Raw genomic sequence first — 18529 nt, forward strand, 5'->3', positions numbered from 1 at the left:
CTCCGGTGAGGCGGTGAGGGCGGCGAAGGCCCAGCGGAAGCCGGCGTTGATGGGGCGGTTGTTCTTGACGAACCGGCGGCCGACGAAACGCTTCTTGCCGGAGGCCCGGGTGATGGGGGCGGATCCGGCGTACGACTTCAGCGCCCGGGCGTCGGCGAACCGTGTCCGGTCGTCGCCCAGCTCGGCGAGCACGCGGGCGCCGAGCATGGGCCCCAGGCCTGGGAAGCTGAGGAAACCTAACCAGCGGCCGCCGCCGCGTCGGCGACCCCAGGAAGGCTCGGCTTCGCGGCAGCAGGCGGCGTGCGGTAGGCGCGAAGGGGGGCATTGGTCGCGGCCACGGCGGCGACCGCCAGGATGGCGGACAGACCCCCGAAGACCGAAGAAAAGGGGGCAGAGGTGGCCGACGCCAACAGGCCACCACGGAAGTTGCCGAGTTCGGGGCCCGCGACACCGATGACGTGTTCTACCGAGGAGACCCGCCCCCGGTACGCGTCCGGAGTCTCCAATTGGACCAGGGCGCTGCGGGTGACGACAGACACGGTGTCGGCAGCGCCCGCCACGGCCAGGCAGCCGAGCGCCAGCCACAACGGCCCCGCCAGGCCGAAACAGGCCAGTGCCAGGCCCCAGACACCGGCTGCGGACAGCTGTACCAGGCCGCTGCGGCGCCAGCGCGTCACCGTGCCGGAGAGCAGACCGGCCGTGATCCCCCGACCGCGACGGCCGAGAGGAACAGGCCGAGGGTCTGCGGGTTTTTCCCGAAGCGGATCTCGTTGGCCAGAGGGAAAAGTGCGATGGGCATGGAGAGCAGCGTTGCAGACAGGTCGGTCGCCATCGAGCCCCACAGCGTCGGGCGGCGCAGGGTGATCCGCCAACCCCCACACTCCGGCCGGCGCCTGCTGCCTGCCGCGTCGGCGCCTTCGGGCCGCATGGCAGGCAGGCGGATCACCCCGAGCATCGAGACTGCCATGGCCACGGCCTGGGCGGCGTATGCGGCGGGGAAATCCCAGCGGGCGATGATCAGCCCGGCCATCGCGGGCCCGGCCAGCATCGCTGCCTGGAAGGAGACGTTGGTCAGCGCGAGCCCGGCCGCGACCTGGTCGCCCGGCAACAGCCGGACCGCGAAGGTGCGCCGGGCAGGAGCTCCGAGAGCACTGCAACTCGTCCCCATGGCCACCAGGGCGAGCAGCAGCAACACGTTTCGGTTCTCCGCCAGGGCCTGGGCACACAGCCCTGCGGGGCCAGCAGTTGGCCTGCGGTGGTGGCCCGCACCACCGCACGGCGGTCAACCGTATCGGCCAACGTGCCACCGAGCAGCCCGAACAGCACCATCGGCAGGCCGGTGGCAAGCCCAATGGCACCGGTGCCCACCGGGCTGCCGGTCAGGTCCCAGACCTGGACCAGCACCGCCATGTTGGCTATCCGTCCGCCGAGCTGAGAGACCGAGGTGCCGAGCCACAGGTCGCGAAACGACTGGCTGCTACGCAGCGGGCGGGTGTCGAGGAACCGGACACGGACACGCCCCCTCATCGCGGTGGCTCGACAAGATGCTGGAGGATCCGCTGCCGCATCGACCGGCGTTCCAGCGCCCGCCGCACTTCCTCGACAACGGTGGTCATCGCGTACGGGACCTCGCTGTCCAGTTCGGCGACCGTCTCATGGGTAGCGCGCCACTCTGCCTCCAGGAACGGCTCCAGCGACCGGCCGCGCTCGGTCAGGTCGATCCGCCGGGTGCGGGCGTCAGGCCCCGGCTCGGAAGTGACCAAATCCTCCTTGCGCATGGCGGCGATGGTCTGGCTGATCGCGGAGTGCGAGCGGTCCAGGGACTTCGCAAGCTCACGAATGGTCAGTGGTCCGGTGTGGGCAAGCCGGATCAGCGGATAGGCGAACCGAGGCCGCACCCCCTCGATGCCACGCTCGACGTAGACCTGCTCGATCTCGGCGTCCATGGCTGCTAGAAGCTCGTGCAGGGAGTGCCAGGGATCGGGAACCGCTGTGGGATCGGAAGATGTCGCAGCGCTAATATAACAGCGCTGCGATAATCGAGGCTCGTAATCAAAACGTGTCGCGCCAAGGGCTGTACCGCTGGTCCCCCGTTCTGGGAAGGCATCCCGCCCGCGGGTCAGCGGCGGCGGTCGCCCGGAGCGAGCAGGCTGGTGACTTTGGCGATCGCCTCCGGGGAGGGGTGGAAGTACTTCCGTGCGTTCTCCGCCTTCTTGTGCCGGGACTTCGCCATCAGCATCAGCAGGCTCGCCCCTCCCTCGCCGAGGTGGGTCAGGCCGGAGTGCCGCAACTCATGCGGATCCCAGCCCGCACCCGGCTCACCGCCGAGGGTCGTGTGCTCGTCCCCGGCCTTGGGGCACTGCACCCTCTGGCACTCCGAACCACTCCTCCAGCACTTCCGCCAGCCCGGCCGTCGACGTCGGCGCCTTCGCCCCCGCGTCGGCTGCCCAGGCGGTGAAGCCGTCCGGACGGACGAGGACCGCCGCCAGTTCCGGGTGGGACGGGCAGCCGGCCGTCAGGGTGTCGACGCGGCTGGCATATCCCGCAGCGAGGGCCCGGAGCTCCGGGTCGTCGATGAGGTCGAGCAGGAGTGCCCGGCCGCCGTGGAGGTGGTCCGCGAGGCGGCTGCCGTCGGTGAGTTCGAGGTCCGGGGTGCTGCGGCCGGTCAGCGGGTGCTCGCCCGGCAGCTCGTACCGCACCCCGCCACCGTTGAGCCGCGCGGTGAGGTACGTGGTGCCCGCGACCGTCCCCGCCAGGTCGCTGACGATCTCGCGCAGGGCCCGGGACTGCGGGTCCGGGCGCATGGCCGCGACCTGGGACCGGGTCCAGTCCAGGACCCACGCACCGACCGGGTGCCGCTCGGAGGTGTACGTGTCCAGCAGCCCTTCCAGCGCCCGGCCGGCGATCACCGCGGCGAGCTTCCAGCCGAGGTTCATCGCGTCCCCGATACCCAGGCTCAGCCCCTGGCTGCCGAACGCGGAGTGCACGTGCGCCGCGTCGCCCGCCAGCAGCACCCGGCCCTTGTGGTAGTCGGTCACATGGCGGGCGTGGTCGGTGAAGCGGGTCGCGGTCTGCACTTTGGTGATCGTGATGTCCACGCCGGAGACGCGGCGCAGCCGCGCCTGGAGGTCCTCGGTGGTGACCGGCGCGTCCCGGTCGGCCGGCGGGCCGTCGAACTCCACGGTGACGACGCGGCCTGGCATCGGCCCGTAGGCGTACACCCCGGTGTCCGTGGCCGTCCAGCCGATCTTCAGGTCCTCGGCGCCGGTCATCTCCACGACCGCCTGGTGACAGGTGATCTCCGGGTCCGTACCGGGAAATTCGAAGCCCGCGATCTTGCGGACCGTGCTGCGGCCGCCGTCGCAGCCCACGAGCCAGCCGGCGCGTATGGCCCCGTGGCTGGTCCGCACGGTGACGCCCTCGTCGTCCGCGTCGAAGCCGGTCAGCTCAACTCCCCGGCGCACGTCGACGCCGAGCTCGTCCGCCCGCCCGCCGAGCAGCCGCTCGATGTCCTGCTGCGCCACGAAAGCGATCTCGGCGGCGGGTCCGGCGTCGCCGAGGCCCGGCTCCGTACGGTCGACCAGGTCGGCGCGCAGCATGATTCCGGCGAAGTGCCCGACGAACCCGAGCCCTTGGCCCCCGTCTTCGCCTCCGTCCCCGCTGTTCTGTTCGCGCATGAATGCCTGGAAGCGGTCCATCGCCTGCCGCTGCACCTCGGCCAGCGCGGGCAGCATGCCTCGGCGGTAGAGCGCCTCGGCGCTCGGCGTGGTGATCGCCCCGCCCTTGATCGTCGGGTTCACTCCGGTGAGGCGCTCCAGGACGGCCACCCGCGCGCCTCCGAGCCGGAGCTCACAGGCCAGCATCAGTCCGACCGGGCCGCCTCCGGCCACCACTACGTCATAGTCCATGGCGCCGACTATGACCGAGGGTCGAAAAGGCCAAAAAGGCGCAGCGGTGTCAAGGGACCGGCCCCGGGAGGAGAACGAGCAAGGAACGAGGCTCATCGGCTGCTATCGCCGGGCGCGAGCAAGCTGGTCAGCTCCGAGATCGCCTGGGGGGACGGCTTGAAGCAGCAGCGGACGTTCTCCGGCTTCTTGTGCCGGGACTTCGCCATCAGTATCAGCAGGGAGGCGCCCTGCTCGCCGAGTTGGGTCAGGGCGGAATGGCGGTACTCGTGCAGGTCCCAGCCGGTTCCCGGCCCGCGCACGGCGGTGTGCTCGTCCAGCAGCGCGCGGGCCTGGCCGTAGGAGAGGCGGGCCAGGCCGGTGTCGGGGCGTCGCGCGGGCTGACGACCTTCCGCGGGCCGGGGCGGCTGAGTGACGAACACCGGCCCGCGGTCCGGCCGCGCAGCAGGCGGGGCAGGAGCCGTGCGGTGCCGGCATCCCAGTAGACGGTCTCCAGCACGCAGTCCTCGCGCGCCTGTCCCCGGCGCCGGGCCTTGCTCCGGGCGCCCTTGGCCTTCACTGGACAGCGGCGCGCGGCGAGGTCCAAGTCCTCGATGTTCACGCTGAGACTCTCCTCCGCGCGAGCGGCGGTCTCGTAGAGCATCCGCCACAGCGTCTTCTCCCGCAGGTGCACCTCGCGCCGGGCGATGAGCCGGTCCACAGCCATCTTCGAGCGGGCCGGAGTCTCGGACGCCGTGGTGCTCTGGACCACCCGGTACATCGACGCCGCCGTCGCCCGGCTCCGTGTCGAGGGCCACGAGATCCGGGACGAGGACATCGCCCGTCTGTCCCCGCTCAAGCACCGCAACCTCAACCTCCTGGGCCGTTACAGCTTCACCGCCTTTACTCCGGCTGGCGGCGCCCTACTCCCGCTTCACGACCCGGACACAGTGGAACTCGACGAGGACGACGAGGGGTAGCGGGAGCGGACCCTGGCCAGATACTTGCGCTGGCGAGGACATACCACTTCGGTGTGTAGACGCGCTTGAATCGTTTTGCGCCCGACGATGCTTTCGCCGCTTGACCTTGACGCAACGGCAGGGTTTCTACTGGCGGCATGCGAATCGGAGAGATCGCCGCGCTCGTGGGGCTCACCACCCGGGCGATCCGGCACTACCACCATGTCGGGCTGCTCCCGGAGCCGGAGCGGCGCCCCAACGGCTACCGGGCCTACAGCGTCCGCGACGCCGTCCTGCTCGCCCGGGTGCGCCGGCTCACCGAACTCGGCCTCCGCCTCGATGAAGTGCGCGACGCCCTCGCCGACGATGCGGGGCGCGAACTGACCGAGATGTTGGAAGAACTCGACGCCGACCTGGCCCGTCAGGAAGCCGACATCAGGGAGCGCCGCTGCCGACTCGGCGCCCTGCTCGCCGAGCCGCCCGGCGCGACCGGGCCCGTCTCACCCGCCCTCGCCGCACTGCTGGCACAGGCCCCCCGAACAGACTCGCCGAGCGCGGCCAAGGACCGCGAGTACCTCGCGCTGCTGGACGCCACCGGCACCGGTGACCAAGAGATGCTCGGGCTGCTCGGGACGCTGGTTACCGATCCCGCAGTTGTCGAACTGTATGAGCGCCTCGACGCGCTCGCCGAAGCCCCCGCCGACGATCCGAGGATCGCACCCCTGGCGGCTGACCTGATGGCAGCCGTCCCCGCGAAGTTGTTCGCCGCGATCCCAGAGGACGGGGTGGTCGTGACCGGGTTCAAGGAGGCGCTGCTCGCCGAGTACACCCCCGCGCAGGCGGAAGTCGTGGGCCGGCTCATGGAGGCTTTCGTGGAAAGGGGCCGGGGATGAGCGGCCGGCCCAGGCGCGTACGGGCGGCGCGGGTCGCGGTGGCCGCCGTGCTGCCGGGGGAACTGGCCCTGGCGGCCTGCCTGGTGGCTGGGGTCCGGCCTCCCGGGTGGGCGCTGGCGGGCGCCGAGGCGCTGGTGCTCGTGGTGCTGCTGTTGGAGGCATGGGTGCTGCGCTCGCTGTACGTCGCCGCGCGCGCCCGCGGCGCGGACCGCCGGGCGGCGCGGCGATCCGCCGTGCAGGAGGCGGTGCCGGTGACGGTCCGCCGCCTGGTCCTCCACGAACTGCGCGTCCTCGCCTCCCTGGGGCGGTGGGTCCGGCGCGGCACGCACGGGGTGTGCCCCGGGGAGCACGCTGCCGCGTACACCGGTCCCCAGACCGCGATGATGTACGGGCTGCTCTTCGTGATGGTCATCGAGACGGTGGTCCTGGCCTTGCTCATCCCTTGGCCGGTGGTCCACCGGGTGATCCTGGTACTCGACCTGTATGGCGTCGTCGTCGTGCTGGCCCTGCACGCAGCCTGCGTCACCCGGCCGCACGTCGTGCGCCCCGACGGTTCTCTGCGGATCCGCTACGGAGCCCTCTTCGACTTCGCCGTACCGCCGGACGCGGTCGCCTCGGTCCGGGTTGACCGGCGCTATCCCGAAGGCGGACTGATCACCCTCTCCGAGGACGGGGTCCTCGACCTGATCGTGGGCAGCCAGACCTCGGTGACCCTGGAACTGAACCGGCCACTCCCCTTCACCCGCCCGCTCGGCGCAACGGAGGAGGCCCACACCATCCGCTTCCACGCCGACGACCCGCGCGCGCTGGTCAGCGCGCTCCGTCAGCCCGCCTGAGCACACAGTTCGGTCTTCGCCGCGACGCGGCGCCGGGCAAGGCGCGCCGATCGGTTGCACGTTCGACTTCTCGGCACTCTCACAAATGAACGTTTGTGAGGCGCCGAAGTTGACAACTCCTAGGCATGTGCAAATAATTACTTGCATGTGCCGAGGAGTTCTATGGAAACTGCTGATCTGACGGGCGACGGCCTGGTGAAAGTCTTGGCAACCCTCGCCAGTCCACATCGGATGCGTGTACTCGCCGCTCTGGCGACGGGCCCTGCCTATGTCAGCCAACTGGCCCGAGACCTGGGCATCAGCAGGGCACTGCTCCAAGTGCACCTCAAACGGCTGCAGACGGTTGGGCTGGTCTCTGACCACATCGAAGTGTCAGACGACGGCAAGGCGATGAAGTTCTACGAAGTAGTGCCGTTCGCACTGTGCCTCACGCCGCAAACACTGGCGACCGCATCCGAGTCGCTGACGGACAGCGCCGACCGCGGCGAATCCACAAAGAAGGGGACCTGAAACAAATGTCCGATTGGCTCATCGAAGAGATAGTCCTCTTCCTCGTTGTCGGTGCCGTGCTGGTGGCCACGATCTGGCTGATAGCGGTCAAGCAACGCTCGAAGGCAGAGCTGGCCAGGGATACCAGTTTCCGCACGATCGCGGAGCGGGCAGTCGCAACCCAGGAAGCCATGCAGAGCGATCTGGCCAACCTGGATGCACGGATGGCCAAGATCGAGCACGTCCTCAAGGATGTGGACTGAACACCCTCTGCCCGACGCCAACAGACGCCGTCCACCGCCTCGGCGGGGACGGCGCCTTCACGTCTGCCGGACCCACCGATGGTCAGTCGTCCGAGCTGTCCTCGTCGTCGAGTGCGACCGGTCCGGGTCGCGCAACGGGCGCAGGGCGCCGGCGGCCGGTGTGGAGGCGGTGAAGCTGTAGCGGCCGAGCACGTTGAGATTGCGGTGCTTGAGCGGGGAGAGCCGGGCGATGTCCTCGTCCCGGATCTCGTGGCCCTCGGCGCGGAGCTGGGCGACAGCGGCGTCGATGTACTTCGTCGTCCAGAGCACGATGGCGTTGAGGACCAGGCCGAGCGCGCCGAGCTGGTCCTCCATGCCATCGCGGTACGCCTGGTGGATGGTGCCGCGCTTGCCGTGGCAGACGTCGCGGGCCAGCTCGTGGCGGGACTCCTGCACGGTGAGCTGGCGGTTCATCTGCCGGCGGTAGGTGTCGTCGACGGGGTCGACCATCCGCATCAGGTGTTCGGTCTTGCCGATCCGCCCGTACTCGGCGAACGCCTGCCCCAGCGGGGTCGGGTGGCCCTCGCGGCCGAACATCCGTAGCAGGTCGTAGGGGTCACAGGCGGTGGACGAGCGACTCGCACAAGGTCAGGCTGTGGGCCGCCTGGAAGAGGTTGCCCTCGGCCGCATCCCGGCGGGCCATGTCCATGATCAGCAGAACGCTCTGGAAGGGGTCGTTCTCGCTGTCGGTGCTTGCTTCCGCTCGGGCGTTCAGCACTTGGTAGGCCTGGTCCAGGACGTCGACCCAGGCGTCGTTGCGCGCTGGCGGTTGTACCCCCGTCATGGGCGTCAGCCACAGGTCGGCATGCGACTGGAGCAGTTGTTCCGCTGGCCGAAGTCCAGGATGGTTCCGCAGTCGAGCGTCAGGCCGTCGTCGGTGTGGCCCACGGTGGCGGGCCAGTCGGCAGGTCCACGGAGCGTGCCGGGCACAGGAAGGCGAACCAGGCCGGGTCTGTGCCTGGTTGTGCGGTTGGCCCCTGCCGCAGGATCACCGCGGCAGTGGAGCACTGCAGGAGCATGCGCATCGCAGTGATCTGGCGGCCGGCGATGAGTCGATTGACGAGGGACGGCACCTCAGCTCCTTCTCGCACGGCTGCTCGTGGCGGTGGTCATACCCGTCAGGGTTCAGCATCCAGGGCGCCGTGTCGGGCCGTTGGCGAAGTTCGGCTGGAAGCCGAACAGGCTTGTCCTGGAGCGTCATCGCGGCAACGCAGCAGCGCCCCGGACCAAACAACATCCGGGGCGCTGCATGGGCTCGGGAGGCCTCTACGCCTCAACCTACGCGACGATCGTGATCGTTATCTGCGGACCTGCTCGGCTTCGTCGGCGTACTGGCGCAGCTGGGGGCCGGCGGTGTCGCCGGGGATCGCCTCGCCGACGTCGGGGTCGACGGAGATGACGACCAGGGCGCGGTCCAGGGCGTGGATCTCCGCCTCGCTGGTGATCCGTCTCCAGCTGCTTGGCGGCGGCGTCGGAGAAGGCGATTCGGGCGCGGCGCGGGGCCATCAGGCGACGGCCCCGCGCCGCGAGGCGAGGCGGGCGAGGTGAGCCTCGCGCAGCTCCTCCCATGGCGTGCAGTCCTCCACCGACGGCAGGCCGTTGGTGGCGATGTCCTCCAGGACGGCGGCGAGCTGGTCGGCGTTCTCGCGGGTCTTGGCCGCGTACGCGCGGACCGCGTCGGCGGCCGCGGGCTCCAGCTGCTGCCTGGCGTGGTCGGCGGAGGTGGCCGGCTGTTCGCTCATCGAGGACTCCAGAGGGGCAGAACTGGCGTCTGCTCCAACGGTATCGGCCGCCCCGGGCCCTGGGGGCCACTCCGGACGAACCGGCTCGTACGAGGGTGCGTGCGGCCCCAGGACCCGGGTGGACCCAGCTTCCTGCGCGTTCCGTGGCCACCAGGAGAAACGCCGGTCCCAGGACCCAGAGACCCCGGTCCCCCTGGTGCCGTTTGGGGAAGGTGCACGGTGAGTCGCCGGAACCGTCCGTCGTCGGTCGTGCCGACCGGCGCGGTGTAGCCGAACCGGGCCCGGGTCTCCACCGTGATCCCGCCGGTGGTGGCGGCCTGCTTCTGCCGAGACTTGCGCACCAGCGGCTGCCAGCGGGCCCGCACCGCGGGCTGGAGCTGCCGACGTTCTACATGCTCGACGCGATGGCCTCGACGGTTCGCAAAGGGGTGAACGCGTCGATCTGCACGGGCATGCACGACCGGAATCCGGCCCGGACGGGCCGGCCTTGTCCGGGCTGGTCAGCGGCTTGCCCAGATCCTGTCCGGGACCGTACGGAAACAGCCGCGGAGGGCCGGAACCAGCGTTGTCCACGTGCCGCGGGGCCGGTCACCATGTCCGCATGGCGAATGTGGGGGAGTTGCAGCCGCAGGAGGCCCGTGATGTGGGGGAGTTCGCGGCTGCCTTACGACAGCTCAAGGAGCGTTCCGGGCTGACGTACCGACAGCTCGAAGAACGAGCCGCCGAGCACGGGGGAGTGCTGGCCCGCAGCACTCTGGCGGACGTCCTCGGCGGGAGGACTACACCGCGTCCCGAACTGGTGGCCGAGTTCGTGCGAGCCTGCGGAGACGTGGAGCGGGTGCAGGAATGGCTGGAGGCCCTGGAAAGGGCCGTCAGCGGTGCGGCAGGCCGGGACGAAGGCGGGGACGAAGGCCACGATGGAGGCGGGGGCGCGGATGGTGCGGGACCTCCCGGTCTGCGCACCGGGCCGGCACCGGGCCGACGCCACCTGCGCGCGCTGCTGGTGGGGCTCGCTGTGCTATCCGCCGTGGCCGTCACCGTCTGGGTCCTCGGCTTCTCCGGTGAGCCGGGCGGTTCCGAGGGAAAGTCGGACCGGACCGCCCTGCCGCAGGGTCCCGTGCAGATCCGCCCGGTCCTGGCGGACGGCCTGTGTCTGACCGACGGGCATGCCGAGGGGTACGGATCACTGGTGGCCGTGCAGCGTCCGTGCGAGGACGTCGCACCTCAGCAGACCGAGCTCGTGCCCGCGGCGGACGACACGTTCCGCGTGCAGTGGTACCACCCCGACCACGGCAAGGGCTGCCTGAACTCGGTGACCGTCGGCACCGGCGCCGCCCTGCTGGAGCCCTGGGAGGACTGCGGGAAGACGAGCAGGTTCCGCATCGAGCCGACGGACTCCGGCCGAAGCGACCAGTACGTTCTCCGGTTGGTCGGCGATGGATGCGTGGGCATGAGCGGATCGGGGACGGTCGCCGGGGTGCCGGCGGTGACACAGCCCTGCGACAGGAGCGGAAAGCAGATCTTCTCCATCTCGCCCGCGTAGCGCAGGAATGCCCTGTAGTCCTACCTCGGACACCAGGGAGCCAGTAGCCCGCCGGTAGGTTCTTGAGGGGTCTGGGTATGCCGTTTCCTGCTGCTGGTCCCTGTCGTTGGCTGATCGGATGAACCGACAGTTCGACGGCAAGGGGCTGGTGTGCGACAGGAGTGGTCGCCGGAAGACGTTGCGGCGTGCTGGACGCTGGTGCATGGCGACGATCCTGCGCCGTTCGATCAGCAGTAGACCAACGGCCCTGCTCAGGTGATCACACTCTGGGACTGCCAGCCCCCGCCGGAGTCCGCCGTGATGAGGCAGGGAGACCTTCACGTCGCGTGTGAAAGCGGATGTGCGGCGCCGGGTGCCGAACTACTAGGTTGCGCGGTCTTCGATCCCGCGGTTCGACATCGCCACACGCGGACGACTGGCAGTGTCCGACAAGACCCCCGCCGGTCCCGGCGGGGGTCTTTCGTGTCCGTCGGCATCGCAGAGCCCGGGGCCCGAAAGTGGCCCGAGTGGGCAACAGGCCAAGGGAGCTCTTTACGGCGAAGACCAGGACACCGGGCCAGGGCTCAGTGTCTGTACTGGCTGCCAACCAGCGGCCCGCCGACGCACAATCGCCTCACTTGCTGATTGATCAGCACTGAACGTTAGTACCGCCGTTTACCAGGTAGCTGTTGGAAACCCAGCCGTACCTCGTCGACGCTGTACGCAGGTACGTAAACCCGCCAGTCGTGCAGTGGTAGTCGACGCTGTTGGCAGTGGTTGCCTGGCCGATGATGCCGCATTCCCAGGCCGGACCGCTGCGAAGGTTGACGTCCTGGGTGAAGTACTGCCCGTAAGGACGCGTGTCTCTGTCGGGTGCGCTAACGCCACAGGCGGCGGCTTCCGCAGCAACTGCTGCAGGTGCCATTTGTACTGCCAATGCCAGGGCGGCTCCGGCGGTGAGCAGGCTGACTGTTCGTTTCATACGTTCATACCCCCAGCTATCTCGGAAGTGATGCTCGCTTCGCGGCCGCAACGGATCTCCGCAGCAGTGCGACGGTTCGGCCAGCTAGGCACGACACAGGCTGCTGGCTGCCGGCGGGCTGAAGCAACAGCAACCGGTTGTCCCGGACAAGGCATCGACTGTCCGGGCTGGTCAGGGCCTTGTCCGGACAGCGTTCCGGACGGAGGCGATGCAACTGTCGCAGTAAATGCCGGATTTTGCGGCGGCCTCTACGGTGATCGTCGCAACCTGCGGCGGGCTCTCCGGCCGCCGCAGACGAGGTGTACGCACTACTGCAGCAGCGTTGAAAGGGTGGGACGGGATGGCGATCGAACCGGTGACCGAACTCGGGAACGGGGGCGGCTCCGGCTGCCGCGCGCCCGGGTGGTGCCCCCCTGTCCGCCCCGCCCTCGTCGTACACCGCGGCGGTCGAGCGGTACCTCACCGGTGCGGGCATCGCGAAGTCCTCCGCACGGGTCCGGATCTCACTGACGACGTGAGGTGGATGCTCGCCGGTGAGCCCGCGCCGACCGGACCCGCCCGCCGGGGCGCTAAGAGGTCCTAACAAAGGCGCTGGACGTGTCTGTGGGTGATCAGGCAGACGGCGAGGCCGAGGAAGGCTTCGTGGATGTCATCGCGTCGTTCCCATCGGATGCGCAAGCGGCGAAAGCCGTGCAGCCAGGAGATGGTGCGTTCTACGACCCAGCGAAAAGTGCCCAGGCCAGTGCCGTGTGGTTGGCCCCGTTCGGCGATCGCCGGGCGGATGCCTCGCTCGCGCAGGAGCCGGCGGTACTTGTCGTGGTCGTAGCCGCGGTCCGCGAAGAGCGTGTCAGGCCGTCGGCGGGGTCGTCCGACGGCGCCGGCCACGGCTGGGATCTTGTCGAGCAGGGGCAGGAGTTGGGTGACGTCGTTACGGTTTCCGCCGGTCAGGGACACCGCGAGCGGGATGCCCTGGCCGTCGGTGATGACGTGGTGCTTGCTGCCCGGCCGCGCTCGATCGACCGGGCTGGGACCGCTTTTGGGCCCCGGCGTGCGGCCCGCACGTGGGAGGAGTCGATCACCGCCCTCGACCAGTCCAGCTGCTTCGCCGATCGCAGCTTCTTCAGCAGCACCACGTGCAGCTTCTCCTACACGCCGGCCTCGTTCCAGGCGGCCAGGCGCCGCCAGCAGGTCATGCCCGAGCCGAAGCCCAACTCTTGCGGCAGGTACTCCCACTGGATGCCCGTGTGCAGCACGAACAGGATCCCGCACAAGGCTTGTCGGTCCGGCACCCGAGGCCGGCCCGCCACCAGCTTCGGACCTGGCTCCGGCAACAACGGCTCGATGAGCGATAACAGTTCGTCCGACACGATCCACGGCCGCGACTGACGTTTCCCCACGCCCCGACCAACGAGCGAACAAGCCGACGGTCACTTGATCAACAACTTCTGTTAGGACCTCTAAGAGGTCGTTGGCTCCTGAGTGGGGCTTCCCTCCGGCTGCCGATGAGTGCTGGAAGATCGCGGAGCACGTGGACGTTGCCTCCAGGTATGAAGATCAGCGATGCCTCCAGGATCAGTGGCGTGAGTGCGCGTTCGTTGCGGCACTACGAGGATGAGGGCTTGATCGTCCCCGGACGTTTCAGCAATGGGTTCCGCGACTACTGTCAGTCCACTATCGACCGGGTGCTCGTCATCCGCTCGTTGCTGGAGTCCGGGCTGCCCGTGCGGTTGATCAGGGATGTTCTGCCCAGCCTTACTGACGGACCCGATGCCGGCACGGATGCGGTGTGCGCGGAGTTCCTGCACGAGGTGCAGAGCTATCGCGATCGGCTCGCTGCACGCATCGCCGTTCTCAACGATCAGCAGGCGGCACTCGACGCCTACCTGCGAGAGGCCCGCCGCACTGATCTCTGACAGTCGCTTGACCTTGCCGTAAGTGTCAGACTCCTACGTTCGGCGCATGGAGATCAACGAACAGCAGCACGCCGCTGAGCAGACGGTACGAGCACTGGTCCAGCGGTCGCACCGGGGACCGAAGGATCTGACCCTCGCGACCGATCGTCGCCGCCCCGCCCCGGAACCTGGCGAGTACCTGATCCGCGTCGGCGCCGCCGGGGTCAATTTCGCGGACGTCATGCAGACCCATGGAACATACTGCGGAGGCCCGCAGGCGCCCTATGTGGCGGGCTTCGAAGCCGCCGGCGAGATTGTGGGCGTTGGCGCGGAGGTCGATCGCCCGCTGCCGGTCGGTACCCACGTCGTCGGGGTCGGCCCGGGCGCCTTCGCGCAGTACATGACGATGCCATCCGCGGGTGTACTTCCTGTGCCGTCCGGCTGGAGCGACGCCGAAGCTCTCGGCTTGGTGCTGAACTGGGCAACCGCACTGGCGGCACTGAAGCCGTTGGGGCAGATCGCAACGGGTGACGTGGTGCTCGTTCATGCTGCGGCCGGAGGCGTGGGGCAGGCCGCCGTCCGTCTCGCCCGCCACTACGGTGCGCGCGTGATCGCCACGGCGTCACCGGCCAAGCACGACACTGTCAAAGCGCTCGGCGCCGACGAGGTCCTGGACAGCCGACGTCCCGATCTGGCCATCGAGATCACCCGCCTGACCGGCGGAGTCGACCTGGTCCTGGAATCGGTGGGACAAGCCACGTTCGAGGTCAGCCTGTCGGTCACCAAACCCTTCACCGGACGCGTCGTCGTGTTCGGCGCTGCCTCTGGCGACGCCACACTCAACACGCACGACCTGGTCTTCACCCATCAGGTCCAGGTCAAGGGCCTGCACATCGGTGCGCTGGCCACCGCAGCCCCGTCCCTCTACAAGTCACTGCTCGTCGAGATCGAGGCACTCATTGCCCACGGCGTCTACCCGCCCGGCACCCCCCAGGTCCACCCCTTGGCCGAGGGACCAGCAGTGCTGAAGCAACTCGAAGCAGGCCAGACCCGCGGTAAGCACGCCCTCGATCCCTGGCGCTAGGTGTGCTGTTCGGACAGGTTGGGACGGCCGCGAGGATCGCCCTTCTTCCAGGCAGCCTCTCGGTAGAGCCGCAGCCAGACGAACGCGTCCGGGGTGGCGGGCAGCTCCTGGTATTCGCTGCCCTCGCGGATCACGCCGATGGTCTGCTCGCCCGACAACCGCACCACCCTGCTTGACCGTGAGCAGTTCCTCGGCACGGGCGCCGGTGGCGACCCAGAAGGCCAGCAGGGCTCGGTCGCGGTGCGAGCGGAGCCCGGCAAAGACCTCGGGGTACTTCTCGTCGGGAATCCGCCGCGGATCTGCTGAGGAACGGTCGGCCGGTAGAGGCCCGTGCGCCGGTTCCGGTGTGTCCTCTCACCGCTCTGTGACCCGGGCCCAGACGAGCGGCGCTCACGAACCAGCGGGAACGGATTGACGAGCAATGCCCCGACGTTTCCCTCCAAGTGGAAGTCGTAGAACTGCCGCAGCACCGTCTCGCAGTGAGCGCGAGTTCTCGGCGAGTACTTCGTCCCGACAGTGGGCTTGCCGGTCACCGGATTCGGTGCCCCCGGCGCCGGCCTGTCCCTGCCAGGCGGCGGGATCTCGAAGGGAGCCTTGCCTCGGTGGCGCCAATGGACGCGTACCGGCTTGTCCGCCACCTTCATCCACAACATGAAGTCCCGGGCATCCTCCCGGGACACGCGGTCCCACTCGATACTGAACGCCCACAGGAACCGGAACCAGCGCAGCAAGTCCATGTCGTACGAGCGCGGCGTCAGCGGTGAGCTGCCCCTCGCTAGCAGCTCCTTGAGGTACAGCACGGTGGGCGCGACCGGCCTCCCGATTGGATCCAGCACCCTGTACGGCTCCCAGGGGTCTCCTGTCTCCAGGGGACGGGCGGAGCTTGCAGCGTCGGTCGCCCTCACGGGTGACGATCAGCATGGTGACCCACTCCACGAGTGCATGCGGAAGGTCGAGTGCGGCAGGATGGATGACCAACGAGGCCCCCGAGCAACGTGATGAGACGTCAGACATCTCGATCAACAGACCGGGGGCCTCGCTCGTTGCGCTTCACGGCCCGGCCCGTCACCCGATCGGTGGCCAACTCGAAGAAGCTCACTGATCGCCTACGACCACTGAAGACATCGGACTCGTTCATCTAGAGGCAAGGGGCCCGGAATGCGTCGGAAGGCCGTGCAAGTGCTCCGCGGGTGCAGCCAAAAACCACAGCTGCGGATCTGTCACCCGGTAGCCGCGATCCTTCAACGGTATGGTTCACCGGCCTAGGGAGCGGCCCTTGGGGAGGCCGCGTCAGGGGCACTCTTCAGCCGTCAGGGACCGCGGGGCCGCATCGGCCTGTTCCGCCTGCTGCGCGGCGGGCCGAGCGGTGGCCAGGCGCTGAGCCAGTTCGTTCGCGCTATGTCCAGTGAGCTCGTTGCGAAGGATGTACTCCGGCTTGCCCTCGGGCAGGACGCCGAGGGCGCTGACACCGGTCGACGTCGCCTGCTCGGCGTCGGCACGGGCCTGCTGCGCGGCCTCCTGGGCCTGCTCGACCGTCTGCGGTTGGCCCTGGAACTCGCCCTGTCCGAGCAACTGGCCGTCGTAGGGGATAGCGGACTCGTCGCCGAGGCCGCGCCACCGGCCGGGTGTCGGATCGTCCTCGGCCGGGCACTGCGGAGGCTCCCACTCTAGCGCCATCACATAACTGTGGCCGGGCTCGATCCGGGGCTCGTTGTGGCCGGACATCTCCACGCGCTGTCCGTCCTCGTCCTGGTGCCAGCCATAGGCGTCCCATTCGAACACCGTGGGCGCCACGTGGGCGGGGTTGTCCGCAGACCAGAGGATCTGGTCGACCTGGAGGGTGACCTTGCGCAGGACGGGACCGACCTGGCCGTCGGGATTGTCGGGGTCGTCCGTGGCGGACTCGACCGCCCTTTCTCCGACAGCGGTGACCACCACAGCGTGGTCGGCGTAGGTCACCCAGTCCTGCGCGGTCTGTGCGGGGTGCCGGTCGGCACCCTCCGCGAGGATGATCCCCCGTCCCTCGCCGCGGCCCTCACCGGTCGAATCGCCGCCGTCGGCGACTGTCACGGTCAGCGTGGACAGGGCTATCGCAGCAGCCGCCCCCGTCCCGACCAACGTCATCCTTTTGTTCATCCCGACCCCCGTGTCAGTACGTCGCGTTGATGTTGCGGCGCTGGTTGTCGCCGAGCCCCTCGGTGCTGGTGCTCTTCTTCATGCAACCGAGTCGCGAGTCCTGCATGCCCACCGTAGGCATGGAGTCGTCGCCGTGCAGCAGGCCGACGGCGTGCCCGGTCTCATGACAGGTGAGGCCATACCCCCAGTGACCGGGCTCGATCTTCACGTACTGCTGGTCACACTTGTAGATGCCGGAGGCGGGGTTCTCGCAGTAAGTGAACCCTTCGTCGCTGCCGGAAACGGTGCCCTCGCTGTAGTAGATGTCGGTCTCGGCGTCGCCCGACCAGGACGGCGACGAGTCGTAACTCACCGACAGGTCGGTCGGGCTGTACTCGCCGGACATCACGCTGCGCACCATCCGCTTGTCGTCGTCCTCCAGCTTGTTACTCCCGCCGGAGTCCATGTAGTACGTGAGCGACGCGTTGTCGGTCTGGCAGACGATGCCCTTACGGCAGGGCGGGTCATAGTGCGCGGTCGGCATCATGTTGTCGATGGAGCCGGCCGCTTCGGCTTCGATGTCGTCAGCCAGGCTGCTCGGGGCCATGCCGAACAGAGAGCCCATGGTGAGGGCGATGACGCCGGCCAGTCGGCCGGCGTTGAGTATCGAGACGTGCGTCAAAGCTCCCCCTTCGCGCATTCGGACAGCGCGCGGCTCGCGGGGCGCATGACAAACAAAGAAACGCCTCACGAGTCACACGAGCCCCAATTACCGCACGTGCGATCAACTCACGCAACGGCTATAGGAGTTGGCGATTACCCGGAACCCCAGCCACCGCTCTCGCCGAGGAGAGGCCTAGGGTCTGTCGCGAAAGTAGATCGTTCATGATCATGTCCCGTGGGACGTGGGGATCTGACGAACGGCCAGTGGGCCCGGCTTGAGCCGCTTCTGCCGCGGGGCATCAAGCCGGGCCGGCCGCAGGTGTGGACGCGGCGGCAGCTGATAGCCACCAGGTACGACAAACTCGCCGTCCGCTACGAAGCGACCGTGTTGGTCGCGGCCATCAACAAATGGCTGTGACCAGCACTTTCGCAACAGGCCCTAGCCGGCGGTCTCGCTCCACGGCGACGGACAGGAGGTGCTCCGTGCCTCGTCGAGCGCTGCCTTGATCCGTTCGCGTTCCAGCCTCGCCGCATCGCCCTGGAGAACCCCCAGTTCCTGGTCGCTCCGCTGGGGCACCGCAATCAACAGCCGCTGCCCCGGCTTCAGTCGGCGCTGCTCGTCATGCGTACCGGGGTCCACGACTTCGAGGGTGATCCGCTCTCGCCCCTGGGCCGGCTTCAGCCACTCCGCCACGTCGAAGGTCAGCACGACGTCCCCCGCCTTGGCGGACTCCCGCACGGAGACCACGTCACCGAACGCCATAGTGCCGGAACAGGCGATCCACTCAGCGGTAGTCGGCCCCCGGCCGTCCCCCTCGGCGGCGGTCTTCCCTGCCCTGTCGCTCCGGTCGTCGCTTCCGCACCCTGCGACCAGCAGGGCCACCGTGACGGCAGCAACGACGGAAGCCCCGAAAGCATGTCGTCGTAACCCAGTGCCGCGTTTCTCGTACATGGACGACCCCTTCCTGTGTCCTCTCATGACGCGCGAGCCACAGGAAAGGGTCGACCGCCTTCAGCCATCCATCTCCACCGCCGTCGACCGCTCCGCCGTACGACAGTTCCCGCCCGCTCGCCGACGCGCCCTGGACGAGTAAAGGTAGTCCCGCACCCGGCGAAGATCCAAGGGGCTTTGCGTGACTGCAATCGGTCCAGTCCACACGTCGTGG

The 18529-nt window shown here is 68.7% G+C and carries 20 protein-coding genes and 10 pseudogenes; 9 read left to right on the forward strand and 21 right to left on the reverse strand.

Features of this window, described 5'->3' with window-relative positions:
- From ACZ5Y0_RS29075 to ACZ5Y0_RS29110, 8 genes and pseudogenes are all read right to left on the reverse strand, one after another.
- Nucleotides 1-231 (reverse strand): annotated as a pseudogene (locus ACZ5Y0_RS29075) (transposase); the annotation flags it as partial.
- A gap of 5 nt (nt 232-236) precedes the next feature.
- Nucleotides 237-677, reverse strand: a complete 441-nt coding sequence (locus tag ACZ5Y0_RS29080; RefSeq protein WP_469131763.1) for a hypothetical protein — start codon at nt 675-677, stop codon at nt 237-239.
- The gene (locus tag ACZ5Y0_RS29085; RefSeq protein WP_469131759.1) at nt 674-1189 is read right to left on the reverse strand and encodes an MFS transporter; all 516 of its coding nucleotides are present in this window, start codon (nt 1187-1189) and stop codon (nt 674-676) included. Before ACZ5Y0_RS29085 ends, ACZ5Y0_RS29080 begins: the two co-directional genes overlap by 4 nt.
- Nucleotides 1072-1527: an MFS transporter gene (locus tag ACZ5Y0_RS29090; protein ID WP_469131660.1), complete on the reverse strand. Its 456-nt coding sequence runs from the start codon at nt 1525-1527 to the stop codon at nt 1072-1074. The genes ACZ5Y0_RS29085 and ACZ5Y0_RS29090 overlap by 118 nt, the downstream gene beginning before the upstream one ends.
- On the reverse strand, nt 1524-1946 hold the full coding sequence (locus ACZ5Y0_RS29095; protein ID WP_469131661.1) for a MarR family transcriptional regulator: 423 nt from the start codon (nt 1944-1946) through the stop codon (nt 1524-1526). The genes ACZ5Y0_RS29090 and ACZ5Y0_RS29095 overlap by 4 nt, the downstream gene beginning before the upstream one ends.
- Before the next feature lie 173 nt (nt 1947-2119).
- Nucleotides 2120-2344 (reverse strand): annotated as a pseudogene (locus ACZ5Y0_RS29100) (hypothetical protein); the annotation flags it as partial.
- Nucleotides 2319-3908 carry an FAD-dependent monooxygenase gene (locus ACZ5Y0_RS29105; protein WP_469131662.1) on the reverse strand — a complete coding sequence of 530 codons (1590 nt, stop codon included), beginning with the start codon at nt 3906-3908 and terminating at the stop codon, nt 2319-2321. The pseudogene ACZ5Y0_RS29100 and the gene ACZ5Y0_RS29105, both read right to left, overlap by 26 nt.
- A gap of 92 nt (nt 3909-4000) precedes the next feature.
- Nucleotides 4001-4635 (reverse strand): annotated as a pseudogene (locus ACZ5Y0_RS29110) (tyrosine-type recombinase/integrase); the annotation flags it as partial.
- On the opposite strand from ACZ5Y0_RS29110, the pseudogene ACZ5Y0_RS29115 reads away from it, so the two are divergent.
- From ACZ5Y0_RS29115 to ACZ5Y0_RS29135, 5 genes and pseudogenes are all read left to right on the forward strand, one after another.
- A pseudogene (locus tag ACZ5Y0_RS29115) lies at nt 4628-4864 on the forward strand (Tn3 family transposase); the annotation flags it as partial. The pseudogenes ACZ5Y0_RS29110 and ACZ5Y0_RS29115 overlap by 8 nt on opposite strands.
- A 137-nt stretch (nt 4865-5001) precedes the next feature.
- Complete coding sequence (locus ACZ5Y0_RS29120) at nt 5002-5736, forward strand: MerR family transcriptional regulator (RefSeq protein WP_469131663.1); 735 nt, start codon at nt 5002-5004, stop codon at nt 5734-5736.
- Nucleotides 5733-6572, forward strand: a complete 840-nt coding sequence (locus ACZ5Y0_RS29125) for a hypothetical protein (protein ID WP_469131664.1) — start codon at nt 5733-5735, stop codon at nt 6570-6572. The genes ACZ5Y0_RS29120 and ACZ5Y0_RS29125 overlap by 4 nt, the downstream gene beginning before the upstream one ends.
- A 162-nt stretch (nt 6573-6734) precedes the next feature.
- Nucleotides 6735-7082, forward strand: a complete 348-nt coding sequence (locus ACZ5Y0_RS29130) for an ArsR/SmtB family transcription factor (protein WP_469131665.1) — start codon at nt 6735-6737, stop codon at nt 7080-7082.
- A 5-nt stretch (nt 7083-7087) separates the two neighbouring features.
- Nucleotides 7088-7324, forward strand: coding sequence for a hypothetical protein (locus tag ACZ5Y0_RS29135; RefSeq protein ID WP_401778928.1), 237 nt, complete (start codon nt 7088-7090; stop codon nt 7322-7324).
- Between the two features lie 57 nt (nt 7325-7381).
- Here the strand turns inward: ACZ5Y0_RS29135 and ACZ5Y0_RS29140 are convergent.
- The 5 genes and pseudogenes from ACZ5Y0_RS29140 to tpg form a co-directional block, all read right to left on the reverse strand.
- Nucleotides 7382-7915 (reverse strand): annotated as a pseudogene (locus ACZ5Y0_RS29140) (Tn3 family transposase); the annotation flags it as partial.
- 4 nt (nt 7916-7919) lie between these two features.
- Nucleotides 7920-8147 carry a hypothetical protein gene (locus ACZ5Y0_RS29145; RefSeq protein ID WP_469131666.1) on the reverse strand — a complete coding sequence of 76 codons (228 nt, stop codon included), beginning with the start codon at nt 8145-8147 and terminating at the stop codon, nt 7920-7922.
- A gap of 514 nt (nt 8148-8661) precedes the next feature.
- Nucleotides 8662-8869: pseudogene (locus ACZ5Y0_RS29150) on the reverse strand (hypothetical protein).
- Nucleotides 8869-9105: a hypothetical protein gene (locus ACZ5Y0_RS29155; protein ID WP_469131667.1), complete on the reverse strand. Its 237-nt coding sequence runs from the start codon at nt 9103-9105 to the stop codon at nt 8869-8871. The pseudogene ACZ5Y0_RS29150 and the gene ACZ5Y0_RS29155 overlap by 1 nt, the downstream one beginning before the upstream one ends.
- 206 nt (nt 9106-9311) lie before the next feature.
- Nucleotides 9312-9563, reverse strand: a pseudogene (gene tpg / locus ACZ5Y0_RS29160) (telomere-protecting terminal protein Tpg); the annotation flags it as partial.
- A 143-nt stretch (nt 9564-9706) separates the two neighbouring features.
- Between tpg and ACZ5Y0_RS29165 the strand changes: the two are divergent.
- A complete protein-coding gene (locus tag ACZ5Y0_RS29165; protein WP_469131668.1) occupies nt 9707-10648 on the forward strand; it encodes a helix-turn-helix domain-containing protein in 942 nt (313 codons plus the stop codon).
- A 628-nt stretch (nt 10649-11276) separates the two neighbouring features.
- Here the strand turns inward: ACZ5Y0_RS29165 and ACZ5Y0_RS29170 are convergent.
- Complete coding sequence (locus tag ACZ5Y0_RS29170) at nt 11277-11609, reverse strand: SH3 domain-containing protein (RefSeq protein WP_469131669.1); 333 nt, start codon at nt 11607-11609, stop codon at nt 11277-11279.
- A 579-nt stretch (nt 11610-12188) separates the two neighbouring features.
- Nucleotides 12189-13006: pseudogene (locus ACZ5Y0_RS29175) on the reverse strand (IS5 family transposase).
- Between the two features lie 150 nt (nt 13007-13156).
- Here ACZ5Y0_RS29175 and ACZ5Y0_RS29180 point away from each other — a divergent pair.
- Both ACZ5Y0_RS29180 and ACZ5Y0_RS29185 read left to right on the forward strand, forming a co-directional pair.
- A complete protein-coding gene (locus tag ACZ5Y0_RS29180; RefSeq protein WP_469131670.1) occupies nt 13157-13522 on the forward strand; it encodes a MerR family transcriptional regulator in 366 nt (121 codons plus the stop codon).
- Nucleotides 13523-13568: 46 nt separating this feature from the next.
- Entirely contained in the window at nt 13569-14585 is a 1017-nt protein-coding gene (locus ACZ5Y0_RS29185; RefSeq protein WP_469131671.1) for an NADPH:quinone oxidoreductase family protein, read from the forward strand.
- Here ACZ5Y0_RS29185 and ACZ5Y0_RS29190 read toward each other — a convergent pair.
- The 5 genes and pseudogenes from ACZ5Y0_RS29190 to ACZ5Y0_RS29210 form a co-directional block, all read right to left on the reverse strand.
- Complete coding sequence (locus tag ACZ5Y0_RS29190) at nt 14582-14752, reverse strand: hypothetical protein (RefSeq protein ID WP_469131764.1); 171 nt, start codon at nt 14750-14752, stop codon at nt 14582-14584. The genes ACZ5Y0_RS29185 and ACZ5Y0_RS29190 overlap by 4 nt on opposite strands.
- Nucleotides 14753-15235: 483 nt before the next feature.
- A pseudogene (locus ACZ5Y0_RS29195) lies at nt 15236-15490 on the reverse strand (site-specific integrase); the annotation flags it as partial.
- A pseudogene (locus tag ACZ5Y0_RS29200) lies at nt 15456-15563 on the reverse strand (IS5/IS1182 family transposase); the annotation flags it as partial. The pseudogenes ACZ5Y0_RS29195 and ACZ5Y0_RS29200, both read right to left, overlap by 35 nt.
- 312 nt (nt 15564-15875) lie before the next feature.
- Complete coding sequence (locus ACZ5Y0_RS29205) at nt 15876-16709, reverse strand: hypothetical protein (protein WP_469131672.1); 834 nt, start codon at nt 16707-16709, stop codon at nt 15876-15878.
- A 25-nt stretch (nt 16710-16734) separates the two neighbouring features.
- Nucleotides 16735-17382 carry a C97 family peptidase gene (locus ACZ5Y0_RS29210; protein ID WP_469131673.1) on the reverse strand — a complete coding sequence of 216 codons (648 nt, stop codon included), beginning with the start codon at nt 17380-17382 and terminating at the stop codon, nt 16735-16737.
- Between the two features lie 216 nt (nt 17383-17598).
- Between ACZ5Y0_RS29210 and ACZ5Y0_RS29215 the strand changes: the two genes are divergently transcribed.
- Entirely contained in the window at nt 17599-17781 is a 183-nt protein-coding gene (locus ACZ5Y0_RS29215) for a transposase (RefSeq protein WP_469131674.1), read from the forward strand.
- A gap of 21 nt (nt 17782-17802) precedes the next feature.
- On the opposite strand, the gene ACZ5Y0_RS29220 is transcribed toward ACZ5Y0_RS29215, so the two are convergent.
- A complete protein-coding gene (locus tag ACZ5Y0_RS29220; protein WP_469131675.1) occupies nt 17803-18126 on the reverse strand; it encodes a hypothetical protein in 324 nt (107 codons plus the stop codon).
- Nucleotides 18127-18529: the final 403 nt, after the last annotated feature.

The organism is Streptomyces sp. NPDC033216 (assembly GCF_055577115.1).

Bases quoted from the DNA above. Each gene is read 5' to 3' on its own strand.
- ACZ5Y0_RS29105 (WP_469131662.1), bottom strand. From the start codon at position 3,908: ATGGACTATGACGTAGTGGTGGCCGGAGGCGGCCCGGTCGGACTGATG.
- ACZ5Y0_RS29205 (WP_469131672.1), bottom strand. From the start codon at position 16,709: ATGACGTTGGTCGGGACGGGGGCGGCTGCTGCGATAGCCCTGTCCACG.
- ACZ5Y0_RS29090 (WP_469131660.1), bottom strand. From the start codon at position 1,527: ATGAGGGGGCGTGTCCGTGTCCGGTTCCTCGACACCCGCCCGCTGCGT.
- ACZ5Y0_RS29180 (WP_469131670.1), top strand. From the start codon at position 13,157: ATGAAGATCAGCGATGCCTCCAGGATCAGTGGCGTGAGTGCGCGTTCG.
- ACZ5Y0_RS29125 (WP_469131664.1), top strand. From the start codon at position 5,733: ATGAGCGGCCGGCCCAGGCGCGTACGGGCGGCGCGGGTCGCGGTGGCC.
- ACZ5Y0_RS29165 (WP_469131668.1), top strand. From the start codon at position 9,707: ATGGCGAATGTGGGGGAGTTGCAGCCGCAGGAGGCCCGTGATGTGGGG.
- ACZ5Y0_RS29170 (WP_469131669.1), bottom strand. From the start codon at position 11,609: ATGAAACGAACAGTCAGCCTGCTCACCGCCGGAGCCGCCCTGGCATTG.
- ACZ5Y0_RS29130 (WP_469131665.1), top strand. From the start codon at position 6,735: ATGGAAACTGCTGATCTGACGGGCGACGGCCTGGTGAAAGTCTTGGCA.
- ACZ5Y0_RS29135 (WP_401778928.1), top strand. From the start codon at position 7,088: ATGTCCGATTGGCTCATCGAAGAGATAGTCCTCTTCCTCGTTGTCGGT.
- ACZ5Y0_RS29185 (WP_469131671.1), top strand. From the start codon at position 13,569: ATGGAGATCAACGAACAGCAGCACGCCGCTGAGCAGACGGTACGAGCA.
- ACZ5Y0_RS29120 (WP_469131663.1), top strand. From the start codon at position 5,002: ATGCGAATCGGAGAGATCGCCGCGCTCGTGGGGCTCACCACCCGGGCG.
- ACZ5Y0_RS29095 (WP_469131661.1), bottom strand. From the start codon at position 1,946: ATGGACGCCGAGATCGAGCAGGTCTACGTCGAGCGTGGCATCGAGGGG.
- ACZ5Y0_RS29155 (WP_469131667.1), bottom strand. From the start codon at position 9,105: ATGAGCGAACAGCCGGCCACCTCCGCCGACCACGCCAGGCAGCAGCTG.
- ACZ5Y0_RS29145 (WP_469131666.1), bottom strand. From the start codon at position 8,147: ATGACGGGGGTACAACCGCCAGCGCGCAACGACGCCTGGGTCGACGTC.
- ACZ5Y0_RS29220 (WP_469131675.1), bottom strand. From the start codon at position 18,126: ATGGCGTTCGGTGACGTGGTCTCCGTGCGGGAGTCCGCCAAGGCGGGG.